This is a genomic window from Gordonia sp. (in: high G+C Gram-positive bacteria), from assembly GCF_020438995.1.
Taxonomy (GTDB): Bacteria; Actinomycetota; Actinomycetes; order Mycobacteriales; family Mycobacteriaceae; genus Gordonia.
Window position 1 is genome coordinate 1 of sequence record NZ_JAGQTN010000237.1, and the last position, 15,010, is coordinate 15,010.

The window sequence follows — 15,010 nt, forward strand, 5'->3', positions numbered from 1 at the left end:
CTGCGGTCGCCTCCGATTCGGCGGTCGCCTCGGGCTCTGTGGGCTTTTCGGGCGCTGCGGTCGCCTCCGATTCGGCGGTCGCCTCGGGCTCTGTGGGCTTTTCGGGCGCTGCGGTCGCCTCCGATTCTGTGGCCGTCTCGGGCTCTGCGGTCTTCTCCGCCTCGGCGTCCGGCGTATCAGTGGCAGCGACCACGGGGGTGTCGCCGGCGGCCTCGGCCTCGGCGGCGGTGGCCGCGGCGATCTGGGCGAGTGCATCGGAGGAGATCGCAACCGTCGGTCCGTCGATCGAACCACCTCCGCGGGGCCGCTTGACGGGTGTGGGGGTGACGGGCGCCGGGACTTGGGGAGCGTCAGCCTCGGGGGTGGCAGCTGCGGGCGTGGCGGCTTCGGGCGCGTCCACACCGCTGTCATCGAGTTCGGTGTCCTCGAGTGCGGGTAGATCGCTGAAGTCGGGGAGGCTGTCCTTGCCGATCACCACCGTTGCCGAGTTGATGCCGACGCCACCGGACGGCTTGCGGCTGGGCGTGGCGGGCGACTTCTCCGCGTCGGAGTCGGCGGGATCTTCGGTGTGTGTCACGTTCTCTCCGGAACCCGGCCGCGTATCGGGGCCGGTGCTGTTGGCGGGGATGAGGTGCGCGGCGGCCGGAACCGGTTGGGTCGGGGCCTCCTGCGCGGCGTCCGGACCATCGGGTTCGGTCCGGACTGATGAGGGGTCTGCCGCTGGTGATCCGGGGGTGGCCGGGTCCTGCGCCGGCAACTCCGCGGTCGAGGAGGCGAACGGCTTGGTCGTCACCGGCCGGTCCGGTCCGCCGACGCCACCGGCCGGGGCCTGCGGTGTGGTGGTTTCCGGAACGGGGGAACCGGGTACGGGGGAACCGGATGTGAGCGAAGCCGGATCCGGCCGGGTCTGCAGACGTCCAGCCTGTGGTCGGCGCGGTGCCCACGCGGGCCCGGTCGCCCCTGGGTTACGGCGCTTATTCCATGCTGAGATCGCCTTACCGATAATTTCTTTACGCTTGTCGGCGTAGCTGCGGTCGCCTCCGTCGGGGCCGGGCATATCTGGGATTCACCACCGTAGGGCTCAGGTCCGCTTGGAACAGTCGGGTCAAGCGCGCACGGACTTTCACCGCGCACCGCCGCATGATCGTCCCTCAGACTAGCGAACACCGTCAGGATAGTTGGCGTGGACGACGCGGCAGTGGTCCGGATACCTGCTTGAATGGGTGGATGACCTCTTTCGGAGACCTGCTGGGCCCGCAACCGACGCTGCTCACGGGCGACGACGACGCCGAGTCCGACCTGCTCAACGGCGCGGAACCGGCAGCGGTGGCCGCCGGGCACCCGACCGCGTCGATCGCCTGGGCCTATCTCGCCGAAAAGGCGCTCGACCAGGCCGGCATCGCCACCGGCACCCCGAAACCGGATCCCGATGCCGGTGTCACGAGTGCGGACGTCACGAGAGTCATCGAGGCGTACGCGTATGCGCGCACCGGCTACCACCGGGGCCTGGACCAGCTGCGCAGGCACGGCTGGAAGGGATTCGGGCCGGTGCCGTGGTCGCACGAGCAGAACCAGGGATTCCTGCGGTGTGTGGGCGCCCTTGCCCGGGCCGCGGCCGCCATCGGTGAAGAGAACGAATATCTGCGGTGCCTGGACCTGCTCAATGACAGCGACCCCAACGCCGTCACCGAACTCGGCCTCTAGGTCCCACCGGCTGCGCCGCGGAATCAGGCGGCGCATCGACGCCCTGCCCGCCCCGGTGGCGCTGCGGGTGCGGCGGCTGTGGCTGTCGGCGGTCCCGATCACCCAGTGTGCGGTGGCCGCGGGTGTCGCCTGGTGGATCGCCATCGGTCCCCTCGGCCACAAGCAGCCGTTTTTCGCGCCGATCGCCGCGGTCGTCTCGCTCGGCCTGTCACTGGCCAAACGCTGGCGCCGGTCGGTGGAACTGGTCGCCGGGGTCACCATCGGCATCCTCGCCGGCGACCTGGTGATTTCCTGGATCGGCTCGGGAACCTGGCAGATCATGGTCGTGGTGGCGATCGCGATGTCGATCGCCGTCTTCCTCGACGACGGTCCGCTGCTGCCGATGCAGGCCGCGTCGTCGGCGGCGCTGGTGGCCACACTGCTGCCGCCCGGTGGCGCGGCGGGCATCAATAGGGCCGTCGATGCCCTCGTCGGCGGGGTCGTCGGCATCCTGGTGGTGGCGCTCCTGCCGGTCAACCCGGCATCGCGCAGCCGACGCGACGCCGCCGGGGTGCTCGCGACGATCCGCGACGCCGCCACCGACCTCGCGGCCGGGCTGCGCGCCCACGACGTCGAGCAGGTCTCCGATGTGCTGGCCCGGGCCCGCGGCACGCAGGGCGACATCAACACCATGCGCGCCGACATGGCCGGCGGGCGGGAGATCAGCACCATCTCGCCGCTGTACTGGAGTTCGCGGCACCGGCTGCGCCGGATTTCGGCCACCGCCGACCCCATCGACAATTCCGTCCGCAACTTTCGCGTCGTCGCCCGGCGGGCGCTGACGATGACCCAGTCGGGCGAGACGCTGCGGCCGGAGATCATCGAGATCGTCGACGATCTGAGCGGTGCCTACGAGGTGCTGCGCGCGATGATGGTCGCGCCACCGGGCGGGCAGCCCGACGAGGCCGACGCGGCGCGGGTATTGCGCACGATCGCACGCAAGGCCAGGACGGACTTGGTCTCCGACAGCTCGATGTCGGAGACGGCGATCCTGGCGCAGTTGCGTTCGCTCATCGTCGACCTGCTGATGGTGGCCGGTCTGCAACGGTCATCGGCGCGCGCCACGCTGCGCGACTGACTTCGATGATCGGGGGTGGATCAGTTGGCCCACTGATCCACGAGGTAGGCGGCGACCTTCTTGCGGGTGGCGAGGTCGGTCCTGGAGACCGTGATCAGCAGGGAGCCTGTCAGCACATTGACGGAACCGGCGTAATTGTTGGCCGCGTCACCGAGTCCGTCGATCTTCACATAATCGCTGACCTTTTCGTCTGATTTCAGTTCCTTGGTGCCGGCCTGCGCCACGACATCGAGTAGCTTGCCGTCGGTGAATTCCCAGCGGCAATACCGGTAGCTGCTCTCCCCACCGGCATCTTTGGTGACTTTGGCGACCTGCTTGCCGGTCAGTTCGGTGACCTTCTCCTCCGACATGGCCGCACACACATCGGGAGCGTAGGGGCTCGAGGTGTCGTACTTCTCGTTCTGTGAGGAGCCTCCGGACTTATCCTGTTCCTCATTCTGTGATCCGGGCTTCTCCTCGCTCTGTGAGGAGCCTGCGGACTTGTCGTCCGAGGGCGGCGGCGCCGGGTTGCTGTTGTCGACCTCGCCGACCGGTGGTAGCACGTTGGAGTTCGACGGGGAGGCCCCGACCTCGGTGGACTCCTTACAGCCGCCGACCAGGGGTACGACGAGGAGCACGGCCGCGGTGGCCGTGACGATGGCGCGCTTCATGGGTGATGTCCTTTGCGTTCAGGCCCCGGGCGGGATCGAGTGTGCACCGCAATTTACACTCGCCCGCCGACGTCAACGACAGGTTCAGACATACAGATGACGGGTGTGACCTGAGCCCGGTATGCCCGGTTAGTGAAGTTTCTGCACGACGGCGCCGGCGACCTTCTTCTGGGTGGCCAGTACCGTGGCGTCGTCCACGCTCGAACGCCGGAAATAGATGTCGATCAACGTCGAGCCGCTGCGCACGTACAGACGGGAATCGCGCGCCACCGCCTCGTCACCGACGCCGTCGACGTCCACCGACCCTGCGATGCGTTCCTCGGCGAACTTCTCGGGGGTCGTCGGGGACAGCTTGACGGTGAAGTCGGCACCGTCGCCGGGCTCGGCCACCAGATGCCACTGGCATTCGGGCGCATCCTTGTCGCCGACGTCGTCGCCACCGCTGTCCACCGACATGCCGGTCAGAGTGGACACCTGCGTGTTGGGCAGGAGCTCACACGGATCGGGGACCGACGCGGTCGTGGTGGGTTCGGGTGTGTCCGATGACCCGGACTCGTCGGATGATCCGGACTCGGTGGATGGCTCTGTGCCGCTGGGGGTTTCGCTGGTGTCTGCGCCAGCCGATGCGGTAACCGGTGGGGCGGGATTCTCGGTGTCGAGGGTGCCCTTCGACAGGTCTGCCCCCGCGTCCTGGGACGCGGTTGTGGACGTGCCGGTGCCGGCGTCGTCGCAGCCGGTGGCAAGGGGGACGGCGCACAGCAGGGCGATGGCCACGGCCACGGTACGCAGACGATATTTCATTTTGGTTGACCCCATGTTCGCTGGTTGGTCCCCGATCATCGGCCTGACCGGATTCTGCTGAATGGGCTGACTATCCTGTATGCCGGATTTGGGTGTCCCCGAATCATTTTCACAGAAGTCTAGACCCGGCGACCCCCGTCGACCAGAGCTTCGCGGGTAGATGAATGCGTGCGACCGACGCCCCGGACCGGCTACCCGTCGAGACTGTCGGCCACGGCCTTCGCCAGCACGAGATCGCCGTGTTCGGTGGGGTGACGGACCATGAGCGTTTCGGCGAGACCGGGCCGCGGATACATGACCCCGCGCACCCACGGATCGGTCGAGCACATTCCGTGGCCCGCGGTGACGGCGCGGGCATCGACGAAGCCGGTGCCGAGGATGTCCGCCGCTCCGGACTGGGTGTTTCGCAGAGACAACTCGGCGTCGACCGCCGCCCGCGTCTGCGGTTTGGTGATCTTCGTGCCGGCGACATTGGTGCACAGATTGTGGGCGCCGTCGGCGAACAACTCCGGATATCCGACGATCCTGATCGCCGCCTTCGGCGCGTAGAACCGCACATAGTCGACCAGCGCGCGTAACCGGCCGGCGTAGGTGGCGGCCGTCATGGTGCGCAGTTTGCCGTCGTGGGCGCATTCGGTTGCCACGCAGCGCCCGTGGAGCCGGTTGCCGCTCCAGTCGTTGAAGCCGAGCTGCACCAGGACGGCGCGGGTCCGGGGGCCGAAGCCATTGCGTTTCTGAGCCTTCTTCGCCTGGTCGTACACGTTGTACCGGCCGAACAGGCTCGCGCCCGAACACGAGACGTTGATGAGATGATCACCGGTGCGCCGGGCCAGCCGGGCCGGCCATGAGGTGGGGCTGTGTCCGCAGGCCGGGCCGAGGTCGTCGGAATGGTTGGTGGCGAACGAATCACCGATGACGACGACGGCACCGGCGGGCGCGGCCGACGCCGTGGCCGGCAGCGTCATCGACAGGACTGGCAGCGTCGCCGCCAGCATCAGCGATGCCACCCCACGTCCGGCACGTCGGCGGTGTGCCCGCACCTGATGCGATCGCCTCACGCGACACCCCTGCACCTGCATTCTCGCTCCGTATCCTGATCAGATTACTGTCCGCTGGGCATGGCCGGGTCGATGGCCCGGGCCAGCTCGGGGAGCCTGTTACATACCGTCTGCCGGGCGGCGCGGGTGACCGGATCGTTTCGGACCGTCTTGGGTCCGGGGTCGAGTATCGCGGCGATCTCCAGCGTGAACACCGGTTGCTTCGTCGACCGGTAGCCCATTTTGCACCACACCTGCCGATCGGTCTCGGTGAAGTTGTAGCGCCGCCAGCCGGGAATGTCGGTGAGTGTCGGGGTTCCGCCCGCGTAGTTGCCCAGCATCGTGGACTCGAACGCCGACCCCCGCACGTAACCGCCGATGAGGATCTCGGGGCCGACGATGCCGACGGCGTTGCCCACGCACAGGATCATCTGCCCGGCGCCGTCACGGGCCTCCAGCGGTGTGGTCACCTGCCCGGCCCGCAACAATTCCGCCGGGATCCGGCAAGGGTCGAGGGCGGTGGTGCCGCGGGCGATGTTGTGCTGCTGGCGCGCGGGCGGTGTGGTGGTGACCGGTGTGCTGATCGGCCCAGGGGTCGTCGGCGGTGCTGCGGCCGGGCTGCTGTCGGGAGCGGGTTCGGCGGTCGTGGCGGGCTCGTCGCCGGACTTCAATACCACCACACCGGCGACGGCCAGCACGGCGACGACGGCCGCGACCACAGCCCCGACCATCAGCGCGGTGTGGCGGCGCCGGACAGGAGGCTGCGGGGGGTAGCCCGGGACCGGACCGACGTATCCGGGGGAACGTCCGTCGTACGGTGCAGGTGTGACTGCTCGCTCGGTCGGCGGGAACGGGTCGGGGTGCGGCTTGTACAGATTGGGGACAACGGACTGGGGCGGGGGGACGTGCGGTGGCGGTGTGGTCTGCAGCGTCGGTGGGTATTGCTGGTTCGGTGGCACGAGAGCCGGGGGAGCCGCAGTCGGTGCACCGGATCCAGGTGCCTCGTACACCGCCCGGCGCAGCGCGTCGGCGAAGGCGCCGCAGGAGGCGAACCGGGCGTTCTGGTCTTTGCTGAGCGCACGCAACAGCACATTCTCCACCGCCGGACCGAGGTCGGGCCGCACCTGCGTGAGCCGGACCGGCTCGCCGTACAGGTGCGCGGCGAGCACCGCGGTGGGTGTGGCGCCGGGAAACGGCTTGGAGCCGGTGAGCAGGAAGAATGCGGTGCACGCCAGGCTGTACTGGTCGGCCCGGCCGCCGATGTCGGCGGCGGTGCCGAGCTGCTCGGGCGAGCAGTAGTCGATCGTGCCGATCACCATGCCGGTGGCGGTGAGCCCGGTGTCCTGCAGGTCCCGGGCGATACCGAAATCGCTCAGCATCGCGCGGGGGATGCTGGCAGAGGTGTCGAGGAGGATGTTGGCGGGCTTCACGTCCCGGTGCAGCATGCCGCGCTGGTGGGCGAAGTCGAGTGCGGCGGCGACATCGACGCAGATCGATACCACCGTCTTCGCGTCGAGGCCACCGGGGTGGGTGCCGAGCAACTCGGCGGCGTTCGTCCCGGCCACCAGCCGCATGGACAGCCACAGGCGGCCGTCGTCCTCACCGCAGTCGTAGATGGGAACGATGTTGGGGTGATCGAGGCTCGCCGCGAGCTGGCCTTCCCGCTGAAAACGGCTGCGGTACATGGTGTCCGAGGCGAATGCCGGATTGAGGACCTTGAGGGCGATGGTCCGTGGCAACCTGGGGTGGCGGGCCGCGTAGACCGTGCCCATACCGCCGGCGCCCACCGTTCGTTCGATCTGGAAGCCGGCGATCACCGACGGGTGTTCGGGGTACATCGCCCACCTCCGACGTCGTGAACTCAGGGCATGGTCATATTGCGGTAGCGCGCTCAAGATTAGGCATATCCGGGCTGTCGGGCTCGGGTTGCATCGCCGAAGTTAGCCCGCACGGGTGACATCATACGGGGGTTGTCCGGCACGCCTGTTGTCCGGTGCCCGTGCACAATGTGCTGGTGAACGCAGTCCTGGAAGCGAACGGAGCGCCCGGCTCCAGCGGTGGCGTACGCCGGGGCACGGGCCTGCGCCTGGTTCTGTTGCTGATGTCGACGGTGCTGGCGTTGTCTGCGTGTTCGCGCGGGGAGTCCGGCGAACCGGGTCCCGGTGCCTCGCCCGCGCATCGGTCATCGGCGAATGTTCCGTCAGCGAAAGCACCGTCGGCGAATGTCCCGTCGACGGCGGCGCCGTTCACCGAGGTGACCGCGCCGCTCGACGATTTCTACCGTGCCCCGGCCGCCCTCCCGCCGACACCGGGAGTGCTCATCCGCGAGGACGGACTCCAGTCGGTCCAACAGATTCCCGACGGTGCGTCGGCCCGCAGGATCCTTTACACCACCACGATGCCCGACGGTGCGCTGACGACGGCGGTGGCCACCGTCCTGCTGCCGGCCAACCCGCCTGCCGGGCCGCGGCCGGTGGTGCTGTGGGAGCACGGGACGCTCGGTATCGAGCAGAAGTGCATGCCGTCGGCGACGGCCGAACCGTTCAAACTGATTCCGGCGATCGCCGAGTCGCTGGCCCGCGGCTGGGTGGTCGTGGCACCCGACTATCAGCCCGATTCGGCGGGTGTTCATCCGTACTACATCGCCTCAGGGCTGGCGCGCAGCGGACTGGACGCGCTGCGGGCGGTGCGGCAGCTCGACGGCGTGTCGATCGGTCGGCGGGCGGTGGTGTGGGGACATTCCCAGGGTGGCCAATCTGCGCTTGCGACAGCGGCTTTCGATTCCGGATATGCCCCCGGGGTGCGCCTGGTGGGGGTGGCGGCGCTGGCGCCGCTGGCGGACATGCCGATGTTCCTGAAGGCACGCGGATCGACGGAGCAGGGCCAACAGCTGGCGGCGTTCCTGATCACCGCGTACGACCGCTACTTTCCCGACATCCGGTTCTCGTCGGTGGTGCCCGCGGAGATCGCGGACAAGGTCCGCGCCATGGCCGGGTTGTGTCCGCTCGATCCCGGGGACGCCGTGGAGTTGACCGCGCTGACCCGGGACCTGGGGGAGACGCTCGTGATCGGCGACCCCGACCTGCCCGCACTGCGCCGGCACCTGGTGGCCAACGCGCCGGACGGGAAGGTGCCGGTGCCGGTGCTGATCGCGCAGGGGAGCGATGACACCCTCGTGCTGCCGACGCTGACCGCCCAGTTCGTGAGTGCGCGCTGTGCGGCCGGGCAGGTCATCGACTACCGCGTGGTCAGCGGTGTCGACCACGGCGAGATCATCGAGCCCGACAGTCCGGTCACCTACCCGCTGGTCGAGTGGACCGCGGACCGGTTCGCCGGCAAGCCCGGTGTGCGGGAGTGCGTCACCTCGACCGTGTATTGATTGCCCGGTTCAGGCAACTAAGGTCACCCTGAATTTGTGGGCCTCACACCCTTGCGACACATGCGGAAGTTCGCATATATTTCGGGTCATGGGTCACTCACACGGGCACTCCCACTCGCACGGCTCGCATTCGCACTCTCACGGGGCAGGTGCTTCAGCGCCGAATCGGCGTATCTGGCCGATGGCGCTCGGTGTCGCGCTGATCGGCGGCTACTTCGTCGTCGAGCTGATCACTGGCATCGTCGTCGGGTCCCTCGCCCTCATCGCCGACGCAGGGCACATGCTCACCGACGTCGTGGCGCTCTGTATGGGACTGGTCGCACTGCTGCTGGCCCGGCACGGCAAGACCACCGGCACCCGCAGCTTCGGCTGGCACCGGGCAGAGGTGTTCACCGCCGCGATCAACGCGCTGCTGCTGTTCGGGGTGGCCGGTTACGTCCTCTACGAGGCCATCGAACGGCTCGGCACCGACCCCGAGGTACCCGGTGCCACGCTCATCATCGTCGCCGCGATCGGGCTGGCGGTGAATGTCGCGGTGATGTTCCTGTTACGGGCGGACTCCAAGGAGTCGATCGCGGTGCGCGGTGCCTATATGGAGGTCCTCGCCGACGCCGTGGGCAGTGTCGGAGTCCTGGTTGCCGGCGTCGTCATGATCACCACCGGCTGGGGTTACGCCGACATCGTGGTGGCCGTCTGCATCGCCCTGTGGGTGGTGCCGCGGGCGCTGAGCCTGCTCCTGGACGCCGCCCGCATCCTCAGCCAGCAGGCCCCGCGGCACATCGACGTCGACGAGGTACGCCGCGAGCTCGCCGCGATCCCCGGCGTCGATGATGTGCACGACCTGCACGTGTGGACCCTGACCACCGGCATGGACGTGGCGACGGTGCACCTGGCCAGCGCCGAATCCAACGGCACGGTCCTGGAGGCGGCGCGCGAGGTGCTGACCCGTCACGGCCTCGGCCACGCCACCATCCAGGTCGATCCCGCCGACCAGAGCACCCGCTGCCACGAGGAACTGACCTGGTAGCTCTGCTTGTTGGGTTTGTCAGGTTTGTCGGGGTTTATGGCAGCACGAGCAGCAGGTCGATGTGGTGGCGGTAGAACGTCGATCGCTTGACCGTGCGGTCGGTGAGTACGCCCTCGCGTTCGACGACCAGGTTGGTGCCGCCGGTCTGCGCGGCGCGGCCGGTGTGCCATCGGCGTCGCAGCGGATGGTCGAGCCGGGCGCGTACGCCGGGCGCCTCGGGTAGCGGTTCGACGATGATGCCGCGGGTCTCGCCGAGAAACAGCCGGGTGTTGTCGACGTAGGTCTCCCCGTGCAGCTTGGCGCCGCCCTCGCCTAGTTGCCGGGCCCGGCCGAGCAGCACCGTTGCCGCGTCGTCGCGGATCAGTGGTACCGCCCGGGCCCGGCCGGTGGTCGCGAGTTGTTCGGCGGCGGGACCGTGCGGGAGGCCGTATCTGCTGGTGGCGCGGGTCGCGGCGGGGGCGGCGTAGGCCACCTCGACGTCGAGACGTTCGGCGATCATCAGCCGGGCGAGCACCGCCGCCGCGAACGCGTCCGGATTGTCCGATCCGCCTCGGATGACGATCCGGGTGAGCGACGGATCGTCGAGCGCGTCGGCAACCAGCGCGCGGACGGCCGACTTGTCGTCGAACCTGCAGGTCTGCTCTAGGACGGCGATCGGCACGCCGCCCAGACTATCGGTGTCACCCAAGTCCGAGCACTGCCGCCGCAGCGTGGCGCCGGGTAGTAGGGTTTCCTTCGTTCACCAGAACACAAAGGAGCTTGGACAACATGGCCGCGATCGTCCTGATCGGCGCCCAGTGGGGCGACGAGGGCAAAGGCAAGGCAACCGATCTGCTCGGCGGACGACTGCAGTGGGTGGTGCGCTACCAAGGCGGCAACAACGCCGGCCACACGGTGGTGCTGCCGTCGGGGGAGACCTTCGCGCTGCATCTGATCCCGTCGGGCATCCTCACCCCGGGTGTCAACAACGTCATCGGCAACGGTGTGGTGGTCGACCCGGGCGTGCTGCTCAAGGAGCTTTCCGGCCTCGAAGAACGCGACGTCGACACCACCGGCCTGATGATCTCCGCCGACGCGCACCTGTTGATGCCGTATCACGTGGCCATCGACAAGGTCACCGAACGTTTCCTGGGTAACAAGAAGATCGGTACCACCGGCCGCGGCATCGGACCGTGCTACCAGGACAAGATCGCCCGCGTCGGCGTGCGGGTGGCCGACGTGCTCGACGAGAAGATCCTCGCCCAGAAGGTCGAGGCGGCGCTCGAACTCAAGAACCAGATCCTGGTGAAGATCTACAACCGCAAGGCGCTCGAACCGGCCCGCGTCGTCGATGAGGTGCTCGCGCAGGCCGAGGGCTTCTCACACCGCATCGCCGACACCCGGCTATTGCTCAACCAGGCCCTCGAACGCGGCGAGACGGTGCTGCTCGAAGGCTCGCAGGGCACTCTGCTCGACGTCGACCACGGCACCTACCCGTATGTGACCTCGTCCAACCCCACCGCGGGCGGCGCGGCAGTGGGCTCGGGTATCGGCCCCAACAAGATCACCACGGTCCTGGGCATCCTCAAGGCGTACACCACGCGCGTCGGGTCGGGACCGTTCCCCACCGAGCTGTTCGACGAATGGGGCGAGTACCTGGCCAAGACCGGCGGCGAGGTGGGCGTCACCACCGGCCGCGCCCGGCGCTGCGGCTGGTTCGACGCCGTCATCGCCCGTTACGCCACCCGCGTCAACGGCATCACCGACTACTTCCTCACCAAACTCGACGTGCTCTCCAGCCTCGACCAGGTGCCGATCTGCGTGGCCTACGAGGTCGACGGCGAGCGAGTGGACGACATGCCGATGACGCAGACCGGTTTCCACCACGCCAAACCGATCTACGAGACGATGCCCGGCTGGTGGGAGGACATCTCCGACTGCCGTAGGTTCGAGGATCTGCCGCAGAACGCCCAGAACTACATCCTGCGGCTCGAAGAACTGTCGGGTGCGCACGTGTCGTGCATCGGTGTCGGTCCGGGCCGCGACCAGACCATCGTCCGGCGCGACATTCTGTGAACGCGTAGCTACGCGGGGAGCGGGGAGCCACACATGCGGGGAGACGACTACGGCTCGATCCTGCTCGGATCGGCAGGTGAGACGGCACTGCGTCAGCGGGTCCGCATCCAGACACTGCTGACGTTCTGCCTGATCGTCGCCAACGCCATCGGCGTATCCATTGCGCTGGCCCTGGTGCTGGTCGGGATCCCCGACCCGCCGGTGCTGGTGGAAAAACTCTGGTGGGTCAACTTCATCGCACTACCGATTTATGTGTCGACGGCGTTCGTCGTCGGCATCGCCGGTTGCACCGTCCTCGCGGTCGGCCGTCTGCAGTGGAACATCCACGAGCGCGAGCCCACGCGGGCCGAGGCGATGCGTACCCAACGTCTGCCGTGGACGCTGACGACGTTCCAGGCGATGCTGTGGTTCGTGGGCCTGGTGATCTTCACCATCGCCTACGGCGTGCTCGAACCGGCGCTGATCCCCAAGATCATCTTCGTCTTCGGCCTGGCCGCACTCGTCGTGGTCAGCATCGGCTACATCCTCATCGAGCTGACGCTGCGCCCGGTCGCCGCCGACCTCATCACTTATGGGTATGGCCGTCGCAAGCGGTCCGGTCTGCGGGCGAGGTGGGTGCTGGCCTGGATCACCGGGTCGGCGATTCCGCTGGTGGGGATCCTGCTGGTGGGGCTGTTCGGGGTGTTCCGCGACGAGACCACCAAGATCGAGCTGTTCGTCGGCGTCGTCGTCCTGGCGGTGGTCGGCCTGACCACCGGTCCCATCCTGACGATCCTGGGCAGCATGAGCATCGTCGGTCCCATCCGCACGATGCAGAAGGCGTTCAACCGGGTCAGCAAGGGCAACCTCGACGCCGACGTGGTGGTGTACGACGGCACCGAGGTCGGCGACCTGCAGGCGGGGTTCAACGACATGGTGACGGGCCTGCGCGAACGCGAACGGATGCGCGACCTGTTCGGCAGGCACGTCGGCCACGAGGTGGCCGAGGCCGCCCTCGCCGGCGACCCGGAACTCGGTGGCGCCGAACGCACCGTCGCCTCCCTGTTCATCGACGTCATCGGGTCGACGACGCTGGCCGCCAACCGCAGCCCCACCGAGGTCGTCGGGCTGCTCAACGACTTCTTCGCGGTGATCGTCGACGAGATCATCGAGCATGACGGTCTGGTCAACAAGTTCGAGGGCGACGCCGTGCTGGCGATCTTCGGTGCCCCGATCGCGCTGAGTAATCCGGCCGGTTCTGCGCTCGCGGCGGCCCGTGGTATCGCCGACCGGCTGCCGGAGGCGGTGCCGGAGATTTCGGCGGGCATCGGCGTCGGGTACGGGCCGGTGGTCGCCGGCAACGTCGGCGCCATCGAACGCTTCGAGTACACGGTGATCGGCGACCCTGTCAACGAGAGCGCGCGCCTGTCGGAGCTGGCCAAACGCGATCCGCGCCGGCCGCTGGCATCCCAGCGCACCATCGAGGCCGCGCTGTCCACCGAGTCGGGGGCGGCCGAGGTACGTCTGTGGGAAGAGCTCGACGCGGTCACGCTGCGGGGCAGGCTCGAACCGACAGTCGTTTTCGGCGGTATCCCGGGGCCCGCGCCCCGGCCGGATGCAGACCGAAGGGGTGAGCGGCGAATCGAAGGGCGATCAGCGGGCTCGGCACCGGTACGATCAAGACCATGACACCGAACGACGAGGAGCGTGGCCGGAACGGCTACAGCCATGATCGGCCGCCCGCCGAGGGTGCGACCGAGGTGGCGCGGCTCGGTTCCGTGCCGGTCGGCCGCGATGCCGGGACCGCCGTTGCCGGGGCCGCTGCCGCCGAGAAGACGGTCGCCTACGGCGCGGATCCGGTGCGGCGCCAACCACAGGCCGGACCGCCGTCACTGCTCGGTACCCCGCTGTCGCCGTCGGCCACGCGCGTGATGCTGCTGGGCGCCGGTGAGCTGGGCAAAGAGGTCATCATCGCGTTCCAGCGGCTCGGTGTCGAGGTCATCGCCGTCGACCGCTACGCCGACGCGCCCGGCCATCAGGTGGCCCATCACGCCGAGGTCGTGAATATGACCGACCCGGCCGCGCTGCGGGCCGTCATCGACAAATACCAGCCCGACTATGTGGTGCCCGAGATCGAGGCCATCGCCACGAGCGCGCTCGCCGAGGTGGAGGCCGACGGTGTCGCCGAGGTCATCCCGTCGGCGAAGGCCGCCGTGGCCACCATGGACCGCGAGGGCATCCGCCGCCTGGCCGACGAAGGGCTGGGTCTGCCCACGTCGCCGTACCTGTTCGCCGACACCCTCGAAGAGCTGACGGTGGCCGCCGAGCAGGTCGGCTATCCGTGTGTGGTCAAGCCGGTGATGTCGTCGTCGGGCAAGGGGCAGAGCGTGCTGCGCGGCCCGGGCGATCTGGCCAAGGCGTGGGAGATCGCCAACACGGGCGCCCGGGTATCGGGGCAGCGGGTGATCGTCGAAGGCTTCATCGACTTCGACTACGAGATCACCCTGCTCACCGTTCGGGCCCTCGATCCCGCGACCGGTGAGCTGACCACCCACTTCTGCGCCCCGATCGGGCATCGTCAGGTCGACGGCGACTACGTCGAGAGCTGGCAGCCGCATGAGATGCCCGAGTTCGCGCTCGGCGCCGCCACCTCGATCGCGGCGCGCGTCGCGTCGGCATTCGGCGACGGGAACCTCGGCGGGCGCGGCGTGTTCGGAGTCGAGCTGTTTGTCAAGGGCGACGACGTCTACTTCTCCGAGGTCAGCCCCCGTCCGCACGACACCGGTCTGGTGACGATGGCCACGCAGCGGCTCTCGGAGTTCGAGATGCACGCACGGGCCATCCTCGGTCTGCCGGTCGACGTCACCCTCGCCTCGCCCGGCGCGTCGGCGGTGATCTACGGCGGGATCGAGGGCACCGCGATCGGGTTCGAGAACGTGGCTCGTGCGCTGGCGGTGCCGGAGACCGATGTCCGGCTGTTCGGCAAGCCCGAGAGCCAGGTCCGTCGTCGGATGGGTGTGGTCACCGCCACCGCGGACGACGTACAGACCGCCCGCCGGCGCGCCAAGTCGGCGGCGGCCATGGTCACCCCGGTCGCGGGCCGCCGCGCCGAGAAGATCACCACGCCGACACCGTTCGCGCCCTCGCCCGAACCGGCACCACGCCGTGCCGTGCCGCCGCCCGCCAGCGGCTCCGCCCCCGTCTTCTCCGTGCGACGCCCACGCCTTGTCCCCGTACAATTTTGAGGGTAAAGTGCCTGTC

General features: G+C 68.6%; 12 protein-coding genes and 1 pseudogene. 7 read left to right on the top strand and 6 right to left on the bottom strand.

Annotation, left to right across the window (positions count from 1 at the left end; all coding sequences use genetic code 11):
* A pseudogene (locus tag KDB67_RS16665) lies at positions 1 to 1,057 on the bottom strand (hypothetical protein); the annotation flags it as partial.
* Positions 1,058 to 1,227: 170 nt separating this feature from the next.
* Here KDB67_RS16665 and KDB67_RS16670 point away from each other — a divergent pair.
* Both KDB67_RS16670 and KDB67_RS16675 read left to right on the top strand, forming a co-directional pair.
* Positions 1,228 to 1,704 (top strand): DUF3151 domain-containing protein, encoded by a 477-nt coding sequence (locus KDB67_RS16670; RefSeq protein ID WP_291017922.1) that lies wholly within the window; start codon positions 1,228 to 1,230, stop codon positions 1,702 to 1,704.
* On the top strand, positions 1,664 to 2,821 hold the full coding sequence (locus tag KDB67_RS16675; RefSeq protein WP_291017924.1) for an FUSC family protein: 1,158 nt from the start codon (positions 1,664 to 1,666) through the stop codon (positions 2,819 to 2,821). Before KDB67_RS16670 ends, KDB67_RS16675 begins: the two co-directional genes overlap by 41 nt.
* A gap of 20 nt (positions 2,822 to 2,841) precedes the next feature.
* Here the strand turns inward: KDB67_RS16675 and KDB67_RS16680 are convergent, their stop codons facing one another.
* From KDB67_RS16680 to KDB67_RS16695, 4 genes are all read right to left on the bottom strand, one after another.
* Positions 2,842 to 3,471 carry a hypothetical protein gene (locus KDB67_RS16680; protein WP_291017927.1) on the bottom strand — a complete coding sequence of 210 codons (630 nt, stop codon included), beginning with the start codon at positions 3,469 to 3,471 and terminating at the stop codon, positions 2,842 to 2,844.
* A gap of 129 nt (positions 3,472 to 3,600) precedes the next feature.
* Positions 3,601 to 4,287 carry a DUF3558 family protein gene (locus KDB67_RS16685; protein WP_291017930.1) on the bottom strand — a complete coding sequence of 229 codons (687 nt, stop codon included), beginning with the start codon at positions 4,285 to 4,287 and terminating at the stop codon, positions 3,601 to 3,603.
* 176 nt (positions 4,288 to 4,463) lie between these two features.
* Complete coding sequence (locus KDB67_RS16690) at positions 4,464 to 5,330, bottom strand: SGNH/GDSL hydrolase family protein (protein ID WP_291017932.1); 867 nt, start codon at positions 5,328 to 5,330, stop codon at positions 4,464 to 4,466.
* A 44-nt stretch (positions 5,331 to 5,374) separates the two neighbouring features.
* The gene (locus tag KDB67_RS16695) at positions 5,375 to 7,147 is read right to left on the bottom strand and encodes a serine/threonine-protein kinase (RefSeq protein ID WP_291017934.1); all 1,773 of its coding nucleotides are present in this window, start codon (positions 7,145 to 7,147) and stop codon (positions 5,375 to 5,377) included.
* 176 nt (positions 7,148 to 7,323) lie between these two features.
* Between KDB67_RS16695 and KDB67_RS16700 the strand changes: the two genes are divergently transcribed.
* Both KDB67_RS16700 and KDB67_RS16705 read left to right on the top strand, forming a co-directional pair.
* The gene (locus KDB67_RS16700; protein ID WP_291017937.1) at positions 7,324 to 8,688 is read left to right on the top strand and encodes an alpha/beta fold hydrolase; all 1,365 of its coding nucleotides are present in this window, start codon (positions 7,324 to 7,326) and stop codon (positions 8,686 to 8,688) included.
* 88 nt (positions 8,689 to 8,776) lie between these two features.
* Entirely contained in the window at positions 8,777 to 9,715 is a 939-nt protein-coding gene (locus tag KDB67_RS16705; RefSeq protein WP_291017940.1) for a cation diffusion facilitator family transporter, read from the top strand.
* A gap of 34 nt (positions 9,716 to 9,749) precedes the next feature.
* Here KDB67_RS16705 and KDB67_RS16710 read toward each other — a convergent pair whose 3' ends face one another.
* On the bottom strand, positions 9,750 to 10,376 hold the full coding sequence (locus tag KDB67_RS16710) for a hypothetical protein (RefSeq protein WP_291017943.1): 627 nt from the start codon (positions 10,374 to 10,376) through the stop codon (positions 9,750 to 9,752).
* 107 nt (positions 10,377 to 10,483) lie between these two features.
* Here KDB67_RS16710 and KDB67_RS16715 point away from each other — a divergent pair, with 107 nt between their 5' ends.
* The 3 genes from KDB67_RS16715 to purT are packed head-to-tail and all read left to right on the top strand — an operon-like array spanning position 10,484 to position 14,994.
* Complete coding sequence (locus KDB67_RS16715; RefSeq protein WP_291017946.1) at positions 10,484 to 11,770, top strand: adenylosuccinate synthase; 1,287 nt, start codon at positions 10,484 to 10,486, stop codon at positions 11,768 to 11,770.
* Positions 11,771 to 11,803: 33 nt separating this feature from the next.
* Positions 11,804 to 13,438, top strand: a complete 1,635-nt coding sequence (locus KDB67_RS16720) for an adenylate/guanylate cyclase domain-containing protein (protein ID WP_291017948.1) — start codon at positions 11,804 to 11,806, stop codon at positions 13,436 to 13,438.
* Positions 13,435 to 14,994, top strand: coding sequence for a formate-dependent phosphoribosylglycinamide formyltransferase (purT, locus tag KDB67_RS16725; protein WP_366852439.1), 1,560 nt, complete (start codon positions 13,435 to 13,437; stop codon positions 14,992 to 14,994). The genes KDB67_RS16720 and purT overlap by 4 nt, the downstream gene beginning before the upstream one ends.
* Positions 14,995 to 15,010: the final 16 nt, after the last annotated feature.

Excerpts from the sequence above, each read along its gene's own strand:
- KDB67_RS16670 (WP_291017922.1), top strand. The coding sequence starts at position 1,228 with ATGACCTCTTTCGGAGACCTGCTGGGCCCGCAACCGACGCTGCTCACG.
- KDB67_RS16675 (WP_291017924.1), top strand. The coding sequence starts at position 1,664 with ATGACAGCGACCCCAACGCCGTCACCGAACTCGGCCTCTAGGTCCCAC.
- KDB67_RS16680 (WP_291017927.1), bottom strand. The coding sequence starts at position 3,471 with ATGAAGCGCGCCATCGTCACGGCCACCGCGGCCGTGCTCCTCGTCGTA.
- KDB67_RS16685 (WP_291017930.1), bottom strand. The coding sequence starts at position 4,287 with ATGGGGTCAACCAAAATGAAATATCGTCTGCGTACCGTGGCCGTGGCC.
- KDB67_RS16695 (WP_291017934.1), bottom strand. The coding sequence starts at position 7,147 with ATGTACCCCGAACACCCGTCGGTGATCGCCGGCTTCCAGATCGAACGA.
- KDB67_RS16705 (WP_291017940.1), top strand. The coding sequence starts at position 8,777 with ATGGGTCACTCACACGGGCACTCCCACTCGCACGGCTCGCATTCGCAC.
- KDB67_RS16715 (WP_291017946.1), top strand. The coding sequence starts at position 10,484 with ATGGCCGCGATCGTCCTGATCGGCGCCCAGTGGGGCGACGAGGGCAAA.
- KDB67_RS16720 (WP_291017948.1), top strand. The coding sequence starts at position 11,804 with ATGCGGGGAGACGACTACGGCTCGATCCTGCTCGGATCGGCAGGTGAG.
- purT (WP_366852439.1), top strand. The coding sequence starts at position 13,435 with ATGACACCGAACGACGAGGAGCGTGGCCGGAACGGCTACAGCCATGAT.